15 protein-coding genes are annotated in these 15,837 nt (G+C 37.5%); 5 read left to right on the top strand and 10 right to left on the bottom strand.

The window, feature by feature from the left end; genetic code table 11:
* Positions 1 to 36 precede the first annotated feature (36 nt).
* The 6 genes from J4N42_RS00715 to J4N42_RS00690 all read right to left on the bottom strand — a co-directional run bounded on the left by J4N42_RS00715 (position 37) and on the right by J4N42_RS00690 (position 6,219).
* Positions 37 to 1,488, bottom strand: a complete 1,452-nt coding sequence (locus J4N42_RS00715) for a hypothetical protein (RefSeq protein ID WP_252029024.1) — start codon at positions 1,486 to 1,488, stop codon at positions 37 to 39.
* Positions 1,460 to 2,071 carry a hypothetical protein gene (locus tag J4N42_RS00710; protein ID WP_252029023.1) on the bottom strand — a complete coding sequence of 204 codons (612 nt, stop codon included), beginning with the start codon at positions 2,069 to 2,071 and terminating at the stop codon, positions 1,460 to 1,462. Before J4N42_RS00710 ends, J4N42_RS00715 begins: the two co-directional genes overlap by 29 nt.
* Positions 2,068 to 2,649, bottom strand: coding sequence for a glycosyltransferase (locus J4N42_RS00705; RefSeq protein WP_252029022.1), 582 nt, complete (start codon positions 2,647 to 2,649; stop codon positions 2,068 to 2,070). The genes J4N42_RS00710 and J4N42_RS00705 overlap by 4 nt, the downstream gene beginning before the upstream one ends.
* A 489-nt stretch (positions 2,650 to 3,138) precedes the next feature.
* Positions 3,139 to 4,386 carry an oligosaccharide flippase family protein gene (locus J4N42_RS00700; RefSeq protein ID WP_252029021.1) on the bottom strand — a complete coding sequence of 416 codons (1,248 nt, stop codon included), beginning with the start codon at positions 4,384 to 4,386 and terminating at the stop codon, positions 3,139 to 3,141.
* The gene (locus tag J4N42_RS00695; RefSeq protein WP_252029020.1) at positions 4,373 to 5,545 is read right to left on the bottom strand and encodes a hypothetical protein; all 1,173 of its coding nucleotides are present in this window, start codon (positions 5,543 to 5,545) and stop codon (positions 4,373 to 4,375) included. The genes J4N42_RS00700 and J4N42_RS00695 overlap by 14 nt, the downstream gene beginning before the upstream one ends.
* Positions 5,536 to 6,219, bottom strand: coding sequence for a sulfotransferase family 2 domain-containing protein (locus J4N42_RS00690; RefSeq protein WP_252029019.1), 684 nt, complete (start codon positions 6,217 to 6,219; stop codon positions 5,536 to 5,538). Before J4N42_RS00690 ends, J4N42_RS00695 begins: the two co-directional genes overlap by 10 nt.
* 499 nt (positions 6,220 to 6,718) lie before the next feature.
* On the opposite strand from J4N42_RS00690, the gene rfaD reads away from it, so the two are divergent.
* Genes rfaD through lpxM form a run of 5 tightly spaced genes read left to right on the top strand, consistent with a single transcriptional unit; the run spans position 6,719 to position 12,110 of the window.
* Positions 6,719 to 7,660 (top strand): ADP-glyceromanno-heptose 6-epimerase, encoded by a 942-nt coding sequence (rfaD, locus tag J4N42_RS00685; protein ID WP_252029018.1) that lies wholly within the window; start codon positions 6,719 to 6,721, stop codon positions 7,658 to 7,660.
* A 57-nt stretch (positions 7,661 to 7,717) separates the two neighbouring features.
* The gene (locus J4N42_RS00680) at positions 7,718 to 9,004 is read left to right on the top strand and encodes an O-antigen ligase family protein (RefSeq protein ID WP_252029017.1); all 1,287 of its coding nucleotides are present in this window, start codon (positions 7,718 to 7,720) and stop codon (positions 9,002 to 9,004) included.
* Between the two features lie 38 nt (positions 9,005 to 9,042).
* Entirely contained in the window at positions 9,043 to 9,939 is an 897-nt protein-coding gene (locus J4N42_RS00675) for a glycosyl transferase (RefSeq protein ID WP_252029016.1), read from the top strand.
* A gap of 45 nt (positions 9,940 to 9,984) precedes the next feature.
* The gene (locus J4N42_RS00670; protein ID WP_252029015.1) at positions 9,985 to 11,109 is read left to right on the top strand and encodes a glycosyltransferase family 4 protein; all 1,125 of its coding nucleotides are present in this window, start codon (positions 9,985 to 9,987) and stop codon (positions 11,107 to 11,109) included.
* A gap of 44 nt (positions 11,110 to 11,153) precedes the next feature.
* Positions 11,154 to 12,110: a lauroyl-Kdo(2)-lipid IV(A) myristoyltransferase gene (lpxM, locus tag J4N42_RS00665; protein ID WP_252029014.1), complete on the top strand. Its 957-nt coding sequence runs from the start codon at positions 11,154 to 11,156 to the stop codon at positions 12,108 to 12,110.
* 40 nt (positions 12,111 to 12,150) lie between these two features.
* Here the strand turns inward: lpxM and J4N42_RS00660 are convergent, their stop codons facing one another.
* From J4N42_RS00660 to J4N42_RS00645, 4 genes are read right to left on the bottom strand one after another with little or no spacing between them, the layout of a single operon-like run.
* On the bottom strand, positions 12,151 to 13,119 hold the full coding sequence (locus tag J4N42_RS00660; RefSeq protein WP_252029013.1) for a glycosyltransferase: 969 nt from the start codon (positions 13,117 to 13,119) through the stop codon (positions 12,151 to 12,153).
* Complete coding sequence (gene coaD / locus J4N42_RS00655; RefSeq protein ID WP_252029012.1) at positions 13,116 to 13,607, bottom strand: pantetheine-phosphate adenylyltransferase; 492 nt, start codon at positions 13,605 to 13,607, stop codon at positions 13,116 to 13,118. Before coaD ends, J4N42_RS00660 begins: the two co-directional genes overlap by 4 nt.
* A gap of 1 nt (position 13,608) precedes the next feature.
* Positions 13,609 to 14,667 carry a glycosyltransferase family 9 protein gene (locus tag J4N42_RS00650; RefSeq protein WP_252029011.1) on the bottom strand — a complete coding sequence of 353 codons (1,059 nt, stop codon included), beginning with the start codon at positions 14,665 to 14,667 and terminating at the stop codon, positions 13,609 to 13,611.
* A complete protein-coding gene (locus J4N42_RS00645) occupies positions 14,667 to 15,770 on the bottom strand; it encodes a glycosyltransferase family 9 protein (RefSeq protein ID WP_252029010.1) in 1,104 nt (367 codons plus the stop codon). The genes J4N42_RS00650 and J4N42_RS00645 overlap by 1 nt, the downstream gene beginning before the upstream one ends.
* Positions 15,771 to 15,837: the final 67 nt, after the last annotated feature.

The raw sequence follows: 15,837 nt of genomic DNA, 5'->3' as shown, positions 1-15,837 counted from the left end.
TCACAACCAAATAAATATTGGTAGACAGAAGTTAATCTAGTCGGTAATTTTAGTGGATTTATTGTAAAGAGACCAGACGTTAGACGACAAGTCGAGCATGCATTGATGCTTATCTCTATTCATATCAACCTCAGTAAACAAATATGAAGAATAGGATAAGCCGGAGTTAATCTTGTATCGTAGTCTTATCTCCTCATCAGTCTCTTTATTCAACTTATCACGATTTCTATTCCTAGATATTGAAACATGCTCTGGTACAACAAGGTTCATTAATAAGTCCGGTTTCACACAAGCTGAATATAGTCTGTCTTCTAGGTTTTTTAAGTACTTACATAGTTGGGAGGACTTTGCATCAACTATAATTCTCCGGCTATCCATTACACCAATATTTTGAGATGGATATCTATCCAGTATAGCAAGACCTCCTCTATAGGAGAATCTTTGTGCTTTCTTCAAAGTTTTATAGCGTTCATACGCCAAGACTGCATATCTAATTGCATGCAACATTGATGTAGGTTTCACACCGGATTTAATAGTGCTAGACTGTAATTTATCTTTTTTTCTTAATATTTTTATAATATTGAATGCTATATTAAATGGCAGTGTGATATATGTATATTTAGGAACTCCTACATGGTATGTTCTGCAATTAAACTTGCTAGAATAAAGCTCCTGAAGAAAAGCAACACTAGATGACTTTCCAGCACCATCTAACCCGGTAATAGCTACAATTTTCCCTTCGCTACCTAAGTTTTTCTTCTCTTTTAATATTAATTTGTTAATGATCCTATACGCTATTTGATAATATCGATATAAAAACTCTTCAAACGAGTTAAATCGCCTAAACAATTTTATACTTTTCTTAACATTTGAAACCTTTTTGAAACTTAGATCACCTTTGCATTTCAGTAGGTCCTCATAGTCTATATTTTTAATAAGGTCTTGTTCGGAAAAACTCAACTCACCAACAGTACACAAATCTAGCTCTTCTTTATATGAGAGTAGCTCCTTTTTGTATAGCATCCTACTAGGGATAGAGCCTTGCTTTGCGATGAAGCGTAAAAGAAATATTTTCGCTTGTTGAGAGTCGTTTAAGACATATATACCTTTATGTTTTATCCTATTTGAAAGCAATTCACTTTCAATCGGAAAGTGATAGTTTTTTATATGACTCTCACCAGTTATAATTTTCGTATACAGGTGGATATGTACAAACTTACATAACTTAGCGTCAAAACAGTAGTAGTGATATACGAAGGGATAAGATATCCTGCTATTATTAGCCTCGACAAATCCGTAGCTCAACATTAGTTCACACATTTCAGCATAAGAACTCTGATGAACCAAAATATCAAGATCTGAATCTCCAGAAAGTGCTATATCTAGTTCATGGTTATTTTTCCAACTACAGTAAACAACATTAGCTTCGTTTAGTTCACTAAAAAGGTCTGTTAATATTTTAGACTTCATACTTTTTGTGGTATTCATTGAATTCACTAAAAATTTCGGGATAAACTTCAGATATTGTATTAACAACATCAAGATTTCGGTTTAAAAACCAGTCAAGGTTACTCGAGTTTACTCTTTTATGCCCTCTTTCAAGTAATCTTTGGCTGACTAACTCTCTATCTTCATTAACTAAAACCACTTCAATATCAGATATATCTTCTTTAATTTTATTGAAGAGCTCGTTGATATATAACGAATCATTACAGAGTAAATTGAATGGGATATGACTAACCCCTTCATCAATATATATTTTGCTTGATAAATCCAGTTTTTTTAAAAACTTCAACCTACCCAACTTCAAGAAAACATAAAACATAACTCTAAGCACATGAAGAAAACGAGTTTCATTTTCACCGATGTGGCTATATAGCTTTAAAATAGATCTAGCATCAAGCGAAAAAACTCCAATAATAAAAAAGTATACCTTCTGAAGGAGAAATCTTGATTTTACCTTTGAGTATGGGTTTCCATACACAGGGAAATCGCTAGCATCAGTTTTTCTGTGCCTTAGGTAATAACTTTTACCAGCACATGGTGGCCCTGTAAACTCAACTATCTTCATAACTCCTCATAAATTGCATTGTATTTATTGTGCATCTCGTCTAAAGAATAATTCTCCATCAATATAGCGTGGTTTCTTTTTACTATATTAGAAATTTCTTCGTCGGAAAGCTCATTAAGAGCATCAAATATGTCATCTATAGTATTTAGCTCATTGATATAAAATACCTTTATCCCAAACTCAGCCAACTCCAAGTGTGGGGGTATTTCAGAAAGTATCGGGATACAACCAAAGGAAATTGCCTCAAGAACCGATATTGGCATGCCTTCAACAGTTGAATTCGAGAAAAAAAACTGAGAACTTTCCAAAATTTTGTAGACATACGCCCTCTCCTTTAGCCCCCAAAACTTTAACCGATTACTACTATATTTAGCTTCTAGACTTTTCCGGAGACACCCATCACCGAGAACATGAAGAGCGTATTCCTTCTTCTGATCAAAGAACGAAATTATAGGCTCAGGGTTCTTTAGGGGTATCAACCTACCAACCATCGCAGATGCTCTACCAGAGGAATGTGATTCAGCTACTATATTCTCATTGAGAACTACACCGTTTGTAATATAGGAGCACTTTTTCATTCTAGTGATTTTATTCGAAAAAGATAAGAAACTACTTTTACTGCAGAACACAACCTGACTACTAATTAGTATATTTAGAAAAAATAATAGATAGTTTATTCCTTTTAAATTATTTCTAGAGGTGTGTACCGTATAAACTATCTTAGAAAATTTAATGCGAAAAAAGAAAGATAACCAAACAATAAACAACAGTTGAGTCGAGTGAACGTGATAAACATCAAATTTGTCAGGCATTCTAATCAGAGATAGGAAGAAGTTTATTATACTTTTCAGTTCTAGACTCTCTGGACTTAGATAGGAAACATCATGGTTCCCGTTATTTTTTAAGTACAAATAAAAATCATTGTACCCCATATTTGTCATAGAGGTATTATTCCCTACATGTGCCACTTTCATAATCAAACCATTGAATAAAAATCACTAAAGTTGAACACTAATCATTATATTTACTCGTTAAAAATCATATTAATATAACCAACCGATAAAAGTTTACCAGAATTTTAAAGTATTAATAGAAAGTAATTTATTAACTTTTATACATGACAATAAGTTAGTTGATGCAAGCCCAACAAATGTTGAAAAAGCTGCGCCATAAATACCAAACATAGGAGTTAGTATTATACATAGTGAGACGGACAACATAGCGGACACCATTACATTGAATCTATGATGCTTTTCGTTACCTGTCATTTGAAGCAAAAAACCAACAGATCCCGTAGCCACATTGATAAACTGTCCAGCTAGTAAGATATAGAGTATATTTTTATATTCTAAAAATTCTTTCCCATAAAACCCTAATATTTCACCTGAAAAGATCACTATAATTAGTAGTATAGGTATAGAAATTGACAACATTACTCTAGTGCTCCATTGAACTACTTTTCTAAGCTCCTCTAATTCTCCTTTGTAATATAATTTTGCAAACCTTTGTGACACAACTTTATTTACTGCAAATAGAATAAATGAGGTTGAAGTTGATAGCTTCAAACAAATCGCATAAACCGCTATTATTTCTCCATTAGCAATAGTCCCTAAAAATACCCCTGGAAATTGAGCGTTTAGTTGGCTAGCTAATTGAATAAGAAGCATTGTAATCGCGACTTTATTCATCTCATCATTCGTAGGAAATTTAAGTTCCCTATATCTATCAGTACTTATCCAGTAGGTAAGCGATAATACAAAAATAGCAATATTAGAAATCAAAAATACATACGAAAACAGTATATGGTCTATACCTTCAAAAAATAGGGCACAGATCAATACAAAGTTCAATAGAATACCAGAAAGTATAGATGAGATTACTATATTGTTCTTTCCCTGATACGCCGACTCTAATATAGAAATAAGGTTAACAAATAAAAATGAAATTATAAAAATGGATGCAATACTAACCTTTTCTTCATTTTCAATTAGCACCCCGCTTGCAAGGTAAAATATAGCAATTACTAAGACCGAAGAAAAAGAAACTATCAAGATTGATTTTACTATTACACCTAAATGAGTATATGAACTATAGCGTTCACCTTTGGCTATCAATCGCAAAACTACATTTCTGAGACCAAAGCAACCAACAGGTGATAACATAGTAATGATAGATATAGACCAAAATATATATCCTGCATACTCACTTCCCAACCTGTCATTTAATATATACCCGAAAATTAGGCTAAATAGAGCAGATAGTCCTTTAAAGGAAAACGATATTATCGCATCATTTCTTAACTTATTGGACTTCATTTTTCCTCCACCCTAAACATAGAGATGACTGAATCATAACAATAATTGAGCACCAATATATTGGGTAAGAAAAAGAATATCTAGAAAATATAAAAATAGAAAACAAGGGAAGTATATATTTGTTTTTAATTACCAATGCGAATAAAGAAAACATCAGCAAATAGCCTTGCAATCCAAATACAACAACAGCATTAAAACCATTGCCATTACTATTAACATGGTTATAACCTAACTCAGAACCTGTTAGTGCACTATTGTGGCCAACCCCAAAAACAAGTTCAACTAGAGTTGAGTTCGCGTATGTCATTAGATTGTTAATCTTATAGGATGTACTGTTATCCATAACAGCACTATTAACGAATCGATTAATAATAAAATCAAAAACTCCAGAAAAGTACATGACACTAAAGAGTGCAGCTATACCAATAAAAAGGTAAAAATATTGTTTATAGCCTTTTTCCATAATTAAAGCATAGCTAGAGACAAAAATCGCTACCAGAAAAATACTCGAACCTGATATTGTCAAAATGCTTGAAATCACAGCCAACGCTGATAGTTTTGTCAACCTTTGGTCAAAACAACACTTCATCCCAGAAAGTAACAAAATGATATTAGCATACGCACCAGGTTCTGGTGTCAGTCCCCCCATTCTTACTGCGTTATAACTAGTCGATATACTCCCATCTGAAAAAGGAAAAACCAACTGGTAGAAGTCTATTATTACACCAAAAAACTTATACAATATCTGCTGAGATAAGAATATGATGACATGTACCACTAATGCAAAGTTTATTAAGCTCCTAATTAATCCTGTGATTCTATGGCTATCTGGATAAAGAACCCACACTGAAAGGAGAAACAACCATGATATATATTGAATAAACTTGACACTATCATCAGTATTGTTAACGACTAAAGACAAACTTGGCGCCATCAATACTATCAACAAAACTAGTTTAATTTTTAGGTTATCAATTACTTCTTTAGAATTACATAACTTATTTATTTTATCAAAGTATAAAGCGAGTAATGTAAGGACTATCATCAATAAGGAATAAAGTACCGATTGGCCTCCAAATTTTGAGTATGATATGGGCGTTACTAGCATCAGAAATGTTAATGAAGAAAAAAGCCATATTATATTATTACTTATAGACATTTAGGCTTCTCAAATTTAAAGTTAACATAATCGTCCTTATATAGGTTATATATCACTTCAATTGATTTGGGTGTGAGAATTTCTTTATTCTCTTTATTATTACCCGCATTTCTTTTTCTAAGCTCTTTGTCTATGTTAATTTTTTTTAGGATATAATTAAAATCTTCATCAAGATTTTCCATCTTGGCAAAATAATCCACCGCTATGTTCCCATTTTTGTCACTCAAATAATAACTTTGAGACCAGAAGAAATAATGTTCTCTAACTAGAGACTCGGTCAAACCACCTTGAACAAAGTCATTTAAAGTGTCATATTTAGATATAAAGTAAAATGGGTGATGTTTATCAAACTTTATTGAATCTCTTTTCTTTATATAATAATAAGTTGAGATAATTCTGGTTACCGGATCTCGAACCACTGAAAACTTAAAATATTCACGAAACTTAACCTCATCAGCATGTTCATACTTTCTTAATGGATAGTGCCCCGGGTCTTTATTATAAAGTGCATGAGATACACTAGTTCCAGCAGCTTTGGGAATATGGATAAATATTGATTTTGTTTCGTTAAAAAAGCTTCTATATAATAAAAGCCCATTTTTTTGTAGATTTACTTTTTTATTTATAAATCTATACAAACGCCTCAGGAATATTACTACTTTACTATTTTTCATGTTCTAAAATAAACTGTCTGTGATTTTATAAATGTGCAAATTTAGCAAAAATTAGTTTTAACAAAGCTGAAAATTCTACTACGACCAAAACACCAATTTTTGGCGTCTTCTTATACTCACCAGCATCCTTCCATTATACCAGTCTATAAAGTGGTTAGTATCATAATCACGCCACACATACCTCAGTAATAAAATTCAAGCTTCTTTCATTACGAGCAACCTAGTACAACGGGAGGGAGCTAACTATTGCAAGTGAGACCACGTTCGCGAACTTCGGAATCGAGCACGCTACCGCCCTTGGGTCTGGCTCCCAATCAGCAAAGTTCTCCTTTCTGAGTAAGTATTATATCGTAAATCATGTTCGGCTGTAACACCTACAACGGCGCTCATCAAGCAAAGCGCTGACTCTCTCACCATCAGCATTGTGCTCATAAGCTGGAATGGTATACTTCCCTCCCAAACAAAGTATTTCGTAGATCATCTACATATAGGTATTGATATGATTATTGTGACAGGTGGCGCAGGGATGATAGGTAGCAACATCATCAAAGCCCTAAACGAACAGGGTATTAGTGACATATTAGTTGTTGATAACCTTAAGAATGGTAGAAAATTTCATAACCTTGTCGACCTTGATATATCTGACTATATAGATCGTGATGATTTCCTAACTCAAATAATGGCTGGTGATGACTTTGGGCCGATTGAGGCTGTTTTTCATGAAGGTGCTTGTTCAGCAACAACAGAGTGGGATGGTAAGTACATAATGCTCAATAACTATGAGTATTCTAAAGAACTACTTCACTATTGCCTAGAGCGCGAAATACCATTTCTTTATGCCTCTTCCGCTGCAACTTATGGTGAGACCACTACCTTTATTGAAGAAAAACAGTATGAGGGGGCCTTAAATGTATATGGGTACTCAAAACAATTGTTTGATAATTATGTTCGCAGGCTATGGCAAGACGCTAACGAACACGGTGAAACGCTGTCACAAATAACGGGATTTCGCTACTTCAATGTATACGGTCCACGAGAACAACATAAAGGCTCAATGGCCTCTGTAGCATTCCACTTAAACAATCAAATGAATGCAGGAGGAAACCCAAAACTATTTGAAGGCAGTGAATCATTCAAACGTGATTTCGTATATGTCGGTGATGTAGCCAAAGTTAATCTATGGTTTTTAGATAACGGCTGTTCGGGGATTTTTAACCTTGGTACTGGCAAAGCCGAATCGTTTGAAGAAGTGGCTAAGGCAGTGATCAAGTTCCACCAAAAAGGCAATATTGAAACTATTCCCTTTCCGGAACATCTAAAAGGAGCTTACCAAGAATTTACTCAAGCCGATTTGACCAAGTTAAGAGCAGTTGGGTGTGATCATAGATTCAAAAGTGTAGCTGATGGCGTAGCAGAATATATGCGACTTACAAACAGCTAGAGCTTTTACTCGCCTCCATTTAATTGAACTAACTTCACAAAAGCAGTAAGCCGAAGAATGACTATACAAACCTTCCAACGAATCTTCTTATCAGATACCTATGATCGATTTATGTTCTTGGTCTGTCTCGCATATTGCGCTACAGCCATGTCGATGCTGGAAGTAAGTGGACAATTTAAAAACATAATCTTGTTCGGAAGCTTGCCGCTATTAGTATTAAAACTTAAAGATCGCGACTGCGACAAAAAGATCTTATGGTTTTTCTTAGCGGGTATATTCATTCAAATAGTAAGCTGGATTGGTGCTTTTTGGGCAATACCTGACTATGTTCCCAGTCATCCAAATATTAAACCTCTAACTAGCCTATTTTTGTTTGCCTTTATCTCCCTTTGGGTGCAAGGAAAACGTGCACGGCAGGTTATATTACTCGGTACCTATGCTATCAGCTTTATAGCCACAGCCATGTACGACCATGAGCTAAATAACAGCTTCACCCGCGCACTGAGGGGAAGCCGACAAGATTTCGGTATGCATAACGCACAATACACGACTATGATGTCTGCTGTTATTCTTATGCTGTGTTGTTACTTTGTATGTATCATTCGAGATGCTAAGTGGCCTAATTGGTGCAAGTGGCTATATACAATACCCGTATTTCCAGTATTCTGCTTCTCTTCATTTTCTTTAATCGTAAGCCAAACTAGACAAGTATGGGCTGCATTAATTTTAACTCTACTAGCGTTGCCATTGATCCTCCCATACCGTATTACACGGAAAAAGCTTGCTGTTTTCTATACTGCAATTTTGCTTAGTATTAGTAGCCTCGCCACGTCAGATATAGTTCAAAAAAGAATTAGCCAGAAAGAAGTTGAGACCGTGGTTAAAGTCGTGACCTTCGATTGGGAAAACATACCTATGACGAGTTTTGGGGTGAGGTTCAACTCGTGGCTAGAAGCTAAAAATTGGATAGTAGAAAACCCTCTACTAGGTGCCAGTGATACGGCAATTCACCTGGTCACTAAAACTTCAGAGAAGTTTCAGTCTAATGAGCGAACAAAGGGCTTTGGTCATCTACATAACTATTACTTTGAAACCCTCGTAGCATATGGCTTGGTAGGTCTGTTTTTTCTTTGTTTATTATATAGAGAAATCATTCTTAATGTTAAAAATCGTAACAACTCTATAGATTTCTACTTCTTACTAGTGTTTTTATTTTTTTGGTTAATAATAAACAACTTTGAGTCTTACAATAATAAGTACTATGGCATCTATACCCACAATATCATTTTAGGTTGCTTGTACATGTTTGCGAAGCCAAGTTTGTCTAGTCCGGTTCAAAAGTAGTACACTTACACTCAGCACAATCCTAATTAGTTAATGTTATGCGGTTTATTACAAGCTATCTAAGAAAAAGAAAAACTGAAAAGCGCAATTTACGTAACATCAATCACTCCATTGAATGTCATTTAAAGAAGCAACATTTCACATGTAAAGCGCTCAACTCGGCTCAATCGCTTGTAAACACCACAAAGCAACGAGCGCAAGAAGTAGTCGTCAGCTTGACGACTTACTCGAAGCGTATTCATGATGTCCACCTAGTGATAGAGTCATTAGGTGAACAAACCTACTTAGCGGATAGGATAATACTCTGGCTGGATGAAGAAGAGTATACTATTGATACTCTTCCGAAAATGCTCATGAAACAGATTGAACGAGGTCTTGAAGTCAGGTTTTGTAAGAACTTGAGATCGTACAAAAAGTTGATCCCCACCCTCAGTTTATACCCTGAAGCAGATATCATTACCGTAGATGATGACTTCATCTATCCTTATGACTTGATTGAACTACTAATTAGAGGAAAGGAAGAAAATCCCAATACTATCATTGGTATGCGAGCCCATGAGATAAAGCATAGTTCGAGCAATGTTGCACCTTATCGAGAGTGGGGATATGAAGTATCATACAGCCATAACGGCCCCTTAACTTTTCTAACTACAGGTGCTGGAACTCTTTTTCCTGCAAGCATCCTCCATCCAGAGATATGTAAATGCGGCAATTTCCTATCCATTTGCCCCGATGCAGATGATGTATGGATTAACTTTATGTGCATACACTACGGTATCGAAAGAGCAAAAGTTAGTGATGACCGGCCATTCCACAGCCGTTTTTTCGAAATAGAGAATGGTCAGGATATCGCACTCAACAAGTCGAATGTTCATCAAGAACAGAACGACGCTCAGGTTCAAGCTGTGATTAAAAGATATCAAATAACCCTATAATTGCAGTAATCTAAATCTAAGCTTCAAGGTAATTTGAGGAGCACCATGAAAATCGCTCTTGTTCATTTACGACATGCATACTCCGGTGGAGTTGAGCTATACCTTAATCAAATGGCTCGCTATTTAGCAGAAAGAGGCGAGGATGTGACGATTATCTGTCGTTCGCATGATAAAGAACCACCTCACCCAAACGTAAAATTTGTACGCTTAAAAGGGATAAGCTTTGGTAAAACACATCGACTATGGAAATTTGCCAAAGCGGTCGAGAACCATGTAAAACATTCTAACTATGATCTAGTTTATGGTTTAGCACATGCATGGAGCCATGATGTTTTAAGAATAGGTGCTGGTACCAGCTACCATATGTCACGCTCTCTAGATAAACCAATGCGCTTGAAAGATAGGGTTAACCATCTGATAGAAAGCAAAGCGATGGCTTCAGGTGCATATCAACATGTCATCTGCAATTCAAATAAGAGTGCATTAGAAATCCAAGAAGCACACGGAGTACCAAAAGACAAGATCACTGTAATTCACAATTTTGTAGACACAGCTAGGTTTGACGCAGAACGAGTAGCAACTCAATCGGAACAAATCAAGCAATTACATAGTCTTAACGATAATAAGCCTATATTCCTATTTTTAGGGACAGGTTACGAACGAAAAGGCTTAAAGCAAGCCCTCACAGCTCTTTCAAAGCTTGACTTTGATGCACAGTTACTCATTGTTGGTAGAGAGACTCATGAATCCGAGTATGTTCAATTTGCCAAGCAACTTAAGGTATACGAGCAATGTCTGTTTCTTGGTAGCGAGAGTCGTCCTGAGCTCTATTTTTCACTTGCAGACTGTTACCTTTTACCGACTCTATATGAACCTTTTGGCTTTACCGTTATTGAAGCTTTGTCTTGCGGTACTCCCGCAATCACCACTGAGAACTGTGGAGCTAAAGAGGTCTTAAACCCAAACGTATCAACTGTAATTGGGGCCGATGTTAACCCTGATGAACTAGCACGAGCTATGGCGTACTGGGCTAATAAAAAGAAAACGACAGATGTGAGTAAAAGGTGTCGTTCTTTAGCCTTGACAATGGACATGGAAAACGTACTAGAGAAAAACTATCAGCAGTTGCTTCAAGTTTACCAAATGAAGCGAAACACACAACGTAGATAATTTTGCCGCTTTTGGGTGAGCCAGAGACGTAACCACGAGAAAATATGACTAAACCTAGAAATGATTTTGATCCCAAAGCTTATAATCCAGAGTTTGATTATCGTTTCCTAGCCCCGACCCATTGGGGTACATGGGTTGGGCTTACTCTGGGTTTACCGTTATCACTACTTCCACACAAAGTGAGAACTTCAATCGCTCGATTTATCGCAAGCAAAATCAGCAAAAAACGAAAAGGCCCCGTTCAAAAAGCTCGTATTAATCTTGAGCTTTGCTTTCCTGATAAAACGCCAATAGAGCGCGAAACAATTCTGGAAGAATGCCTTGTGACTGCCGGTTCTTTTTTACTAGGGTTCCCTGCTATATCACTTCGAAGCAAAAAATGGTTAGAAAAGAACTCAGTAATTTATGGGCTTGAACACTTAGAGAAACTGCAAACCAATGGGCAAAATGCCATTTTGCTAGTACCACACTCTTGGGCAATCGATATCCCCGCGATACTACTAGCCTCACGAGGACTTCCAGTATCCGCAATGGCCAATAGCCAAAAAAATCCGCTAACAGATTGGCTAATGCACAAACAACGGGTGCAATATGGAGGCCGAGTCTATGATAGAAGTGGAGGAATTAAACCCTTCATCAAGTCAGTAAAAGATGGGTATCTCGGTTACTATTTACCAGATCAAGATCATGGGCCTGAACAAAGTGTCTTTGTGGATTTTTTTGCTACAGAAAAAGCAACCCTTCCTGGCTTAGGAAAACTAGCTAAAGTAAGTCGGGCAAAAATCGTCCCATTATTTGCTAGTTATAATACAGTAACTGGCAAATATGAAATTGATATACGAGCCCCTCTAGAAGAGTTATCGGGTAATGAAAAGGTAGATGCCCGAGCTATGAACCAAGTAGTTGAACAGTTTGTCACCTCGAAGCCGGAACAATATATGTGGATACTAAAGCTACTTAAAACTCGTAGAAATGGTATTGACCCATATTTAGGTTACTAATATACAAAGGAGGGGGAGCCCCCTCTTTCATAGCAAACTATTATCTTATGTAAGGTAGTTTTTTGAAAACACTTGTAATGTCACCTAGACTTTCATTCAACGTATGACCGTCGATAACCTTTTGATATTTATCTACATAGGCTTTAGCCATAACGTCCGCGTTAAAAATATCTCTGGCATATTCATGGCACCTCTTGCCGCTAAAGTCACCTGAATTTCGAACCGCCTCTACCAGTTCTTGTTCACTTGCAGATAAAACCCCTACATCACTGGAAACTATTTCTGCTAGCGAACCGTAAGGGGTAGCAAAAACTGGGCAACCAAAATATAAGCTTTCAGTAACAGCTAAGCCAAAAGGCTCATGCCATGTAACAGGGAACACCAACCCTTTAGAGCGAGTCATCACGTATGATTTTTGCGCATCATCTACCATCCCCATAAATCGAACATGGGGATCCAACGTAAGCCGAAAGCCCATTTTGAAGTTAAGACGGTACCCACCTAACACATCTAAAGCTTGGTTAGCTTTCCGAGTAATAGCTATCGCCCCTTTCACATTTTTAACTCGCCAAGCCGCCTTCCCCAGAAAGTGAAAGCGCTCCCTTGCTCCTGTTAGATTCGGCTTACAATAACTGTCCCAATCTAAGCCATTATGCACAAACGCCTGAGCACCGTGATTTTCGGCATGCTTAGCCGACACAAAGACTGTATTTGGATTTATAGGTCCATTCGAGTTCCCATGCTGGGTAATTATGTAGGGCTGCTCTACTGGTTGAAACCCTGCATGCATATGTACGACGTCTATATCACGCGGGATTTGTTCACTAAGAGGGAGACTAGGTTGATACTCAAGCACTCTAGCCCAGTTACATTTACTTCCTTTTCCAGCAAGTAAAGTAACTTCATGCCCCAATTTGTATAACGCATGTGCAAGGTTCCAAATAACTCGCTCTGTACCACCATAATTTCGGATTGGTAACGTCGCTTTCGTATACAGTAAAATATTCATAATGAATTCATGCTATCTGTCTTTGTTAGTACAGCCTGATAAACCACAGAAGGTACAAAGTCACCTATATCACCACCATGGATAGCCACCTCTCGAACCAAAGTAGAAGATAAGAAGGCAAATTCTTCTGAGGGTGTCAAAAATACACTCTCTAGCTTAGGGTTTAATCGGCGATACATTGTTGTTAGACCAAACTCATATTCAAAGTCCATAGTTGTTCGAAGGCCACGTACTAATATGTTTCCTTGCTGCTGTTCTGCAAAATCAACTAAAAGACCACTGAACCCTTCAACAGAAACATTTGTTAGCCCAACACATGTTTCACGTAACAAACTCACTCGCTCCTCAAGACTAAATAATGTGTTTTTACTTGGACTTGCTGCTACTGCGACGACTAAACGTTCAAACATTGAGCTAGCTCGTTTTATCAAGTCATAGTGACCGTTTGTTACTGGATCAAATGTTCCTGGGTAGATTGCTGTTTGCATATTACACCTTTGAAAGACTTTGCTCATGGAGAACAATGTCTACTTTCGAGATAACAGACTCAATAGAAATTCGTTCCATTAAATTGTCTCCTTTAAACCGTGTGCCCCAATTCAACTGCTCAGGGGTTCTGTTCATTCTCTCTCGAGCAATGTTCTCATATTCAGATACAACTAAATTCTGTGAGAAATAAGGACCGGTTCTTTTGGGGTTGCTATGAGCATACAACCCGATCACTGGAGTACTTTGCGTAGTTGCTATATGAACTGGACCTGAATCCGGCGCCAGGACAAGTACCGCTTTCTGTATCACGGCTGTTAGTTGTTTTAGATTTGTCTCTCCCACCATATTTTTCAGCGGAGATTTAGACAGCGCTTCAATCTGCTCGGCGAACAGTCGCTCCCTGTTAGTCGGAGAGCCACACAGCCAAACTTGCAATCCTTTTGAGGAGAGGTAATCAGCGACCGCAGCATACCTTTCCGGAAGCCAATTTCTTTCATCTTTACTAGCGGACGGGCAAATCACTGCATACTTTGGGTTAGACGCCAACTCTACCAAATCAAAATCTTGTTTGTTTAGAGGGATATTCCATTGAGGAGCAATGTCAGAACACCCTAATTGCTTAGCAAAAAGTGCAAAATTATCCATAACATGCTCAGCTGGGCTATCTGGTAACTTCATATTTGTGAAAAGCCATTGCCCTTCTTTGGCTCGCTTCCAACTAAATCCGATTTTTGTACTAGCTCGAATTCCAAGAGTTAATATGCTAGCTCTTAGGGCAACTTGCATGTGTAGAAGATAATCAAAATGAGACTCTGATAGCTTATTCCAAACTTCACGCATACCCCGGAAACCTTGCTTTTTATCAAAAGCTACCACTTGAATGCCTGGGATATCTCCAAGCAATTGTGCTTCTGTTTTACCCATCACCCAGGTAATAGCACAACTTGGATAGTTTCGTTGAATACTCTGTATAACAGATAATGTATGACAAACATCGCCTATTGCTGACAACCGAATAACACAAATAGATTTCGGTACCTTTACTAACTCTCTTCTCACTATAGCTCCTTTAGCGGGATCATTTCTTGAATGGCGCGAACCACCTGATCAGGAGTTATGTCTTGTAAACACGGCGAATATACGTCATCACTGATTGCACATTTATTCTTAAAACAAGGAACACAACCTCTAATAGACTGCAGGACCATCACATTTCCTTGTCGCTGCATAGGAAGTCGTCCATTGGTGTACAAGTTCACATGTCGCGAAACACTCATACCGTATGGCCATGGAGCCCAAACACTTGCAGGTGCGACACTTATCAGCGTAATTATAGGTATAGGAAAACCAGAAGCCATATGCCCCGGACCACTATCTGGTCCTATAAACCCATCGCTATTCTTAATCAACATAGACATCTGCGCCAGAGTCAGATCACCAAGGGCATTATAGAGCTGAGAATGACTTGGGTTTGGAATTGCTTCTAGTACTCCCTTTACAATATCTCTATCTCTACTCGATGGGGCGCCGGTCAAAACTATCTTGTACCCTAGCGTTAACAAGTGTTCAATCACCAAACTCCAGTGCTCTACTGGCCATTGTTTGATTTCATTCGAAGATGGGGTATGGATGACAACATACCTTTCTGGCAATCTTTTCATCACATGTAAAGGTATCGTTTCCTCTGGGGAAACTAGTCTAGGGATAACATCAACATCGATCAGATCCAACATACGAGCCATTCGACTCATTTTATGCTCAAAAGTGTCTCGCTCAGTGATGTGAAAATTATAAGCCCAGCGTCTCAACCACGCTCCTTTTAGCTTATTGTGGACCGGTCCCAAACGCTTTCTACCGAACAATAGACTATATATAAGCGTCCGGTCGTTTAATCGCTCATTAACCGTCAAATCGTAACGCCCAAAGTCTCGCAATAGTCTAAGGTACTCCCCAAGCTTTGCTCGCCTTGATATTTCAACAACATTATCAATATCAGGGTTCGATTCAAACACCGCTTTTCCACGGCTATTCACCAACACATCTATAGTTGCATCAGGATACGCTGCTCTGAGGCTATGTGTAAAAACAGTAACCAACAAGCTATCGCCAATACAATGTGTCGCAATGACTAGGATCTTTTTAAAATTGTTAGAACGACTCATTTTCAGAAAGTATTTGATATAATCTTGTACTTATTATGCCATAAACATACCCATACGAGACAAAGAT

This window comes from Vibrio sp. SCSIO 43135 (assembly GCF_023716665.1).
GTDB classification, from domain to species: domain Bacteria; phylum Pseudomonadota; class Gammaproteobacteria; order Enterobacterales; family Vibrionaceae; genus Vibrio; species Vibrio paucivorans.
The sequence above is the reverse complement of the archived record's forward strand: the minus strand, read 5'-3'. Positions and strand labels throughout refer to the sequence as shown.

Coding starts and splice junctions, on each gene's coding strand:
- J4N42_RS00680 (WP_252029017.1), top strand. CDS start 7,718: ATGACTATACAAACCTTCCAACGAATCTTCTTATCAGATACCTATGAT.
- J4N42_RS00645 (WP_252029010.1), bottom strand. CDS start 15,770: ATGAGTCGTTCTAACAATTTTAAAAAGATCCTAGTCATTGCGACACAT.
- J4N42_RS00710 (WP_252029023.1), bottom strand. CDS start 2,071: ATGAAGATAGTTGAGTTTACAGGGCCACCATGTGCTGGTAAAAGTTAT.
- coaD (WP_252029012.1), bottom strand. CDS start 13,607: ATGCAAACAGCAATCTACCCAGGAACATTTGATCCAGTAACAAACGGT.
- J4N42_RS00670 (WP_252029015.1), top strand. CDS start 9,985: ATGAAAATCGCTCTTGTTCATTTACGACATGCATACTCCGGTGGAGTT.
- J4N42_RS00660 (WP_252029013.1), bottom strand. CDS start 13,119: ATGAATATTTTACTGTATACGAAAGCGACGTTACCAATCCGAAATTAT.
- J4N42_RS00695 (WP_252029020.1), bottom strand. CDS start 5,545: ATGTCTATAAGTAATAATATAATATGGCTTTTTTCTTCATTAACATTT.
- J4N42_RS00675 (WP_252029016.1), top strand. CDS start 9,043: ATGCGGTTTATTACAAGCTATCTAAGAAAAAGAAAAACTGAAAAGCGC.
- J4N42_RS00690 (WP_252029019.1), bottom strand. CDS start 6,219: ATGAAAAATAGTAAAGTAGTAATATTCCTGAGGCGTTTGTATAGATTT.
- J4N42_RS00705 (WP_252029022.1), bottom strand. CDS start 2,649: ATGAAAAAGTGCTCCTATATTACAAACGGTGTAGTTCTCAATGAGAAT.
- rfaD (WP_252029018.1), top strand. CDS start 6,719: ATGATTATTGTGACAGGTGGCGCAGGGATGATAGGTAGCAACATCATC.
- lpxM (WP_252029014.1), top strand. CDS start 11,154: ATGACTAAACCTAGAAATGATTTTGATCCCAAAGCTTATAATCCAGAG.
- J4N42_RS00700 (WP_252029021.1), bottom strand. CDS start 4,386: ATGAAGTCCAATAAGTTAAGAAATGATGCGATAATATCGTTTTCCTTT.
- J4N42_RS00715 (WP_252029024.1), bottom strand. CDS start 1,488: ATGAATACCACAAAAAGTATGAAGTCTAAAATATTAACAGACCTTTTT.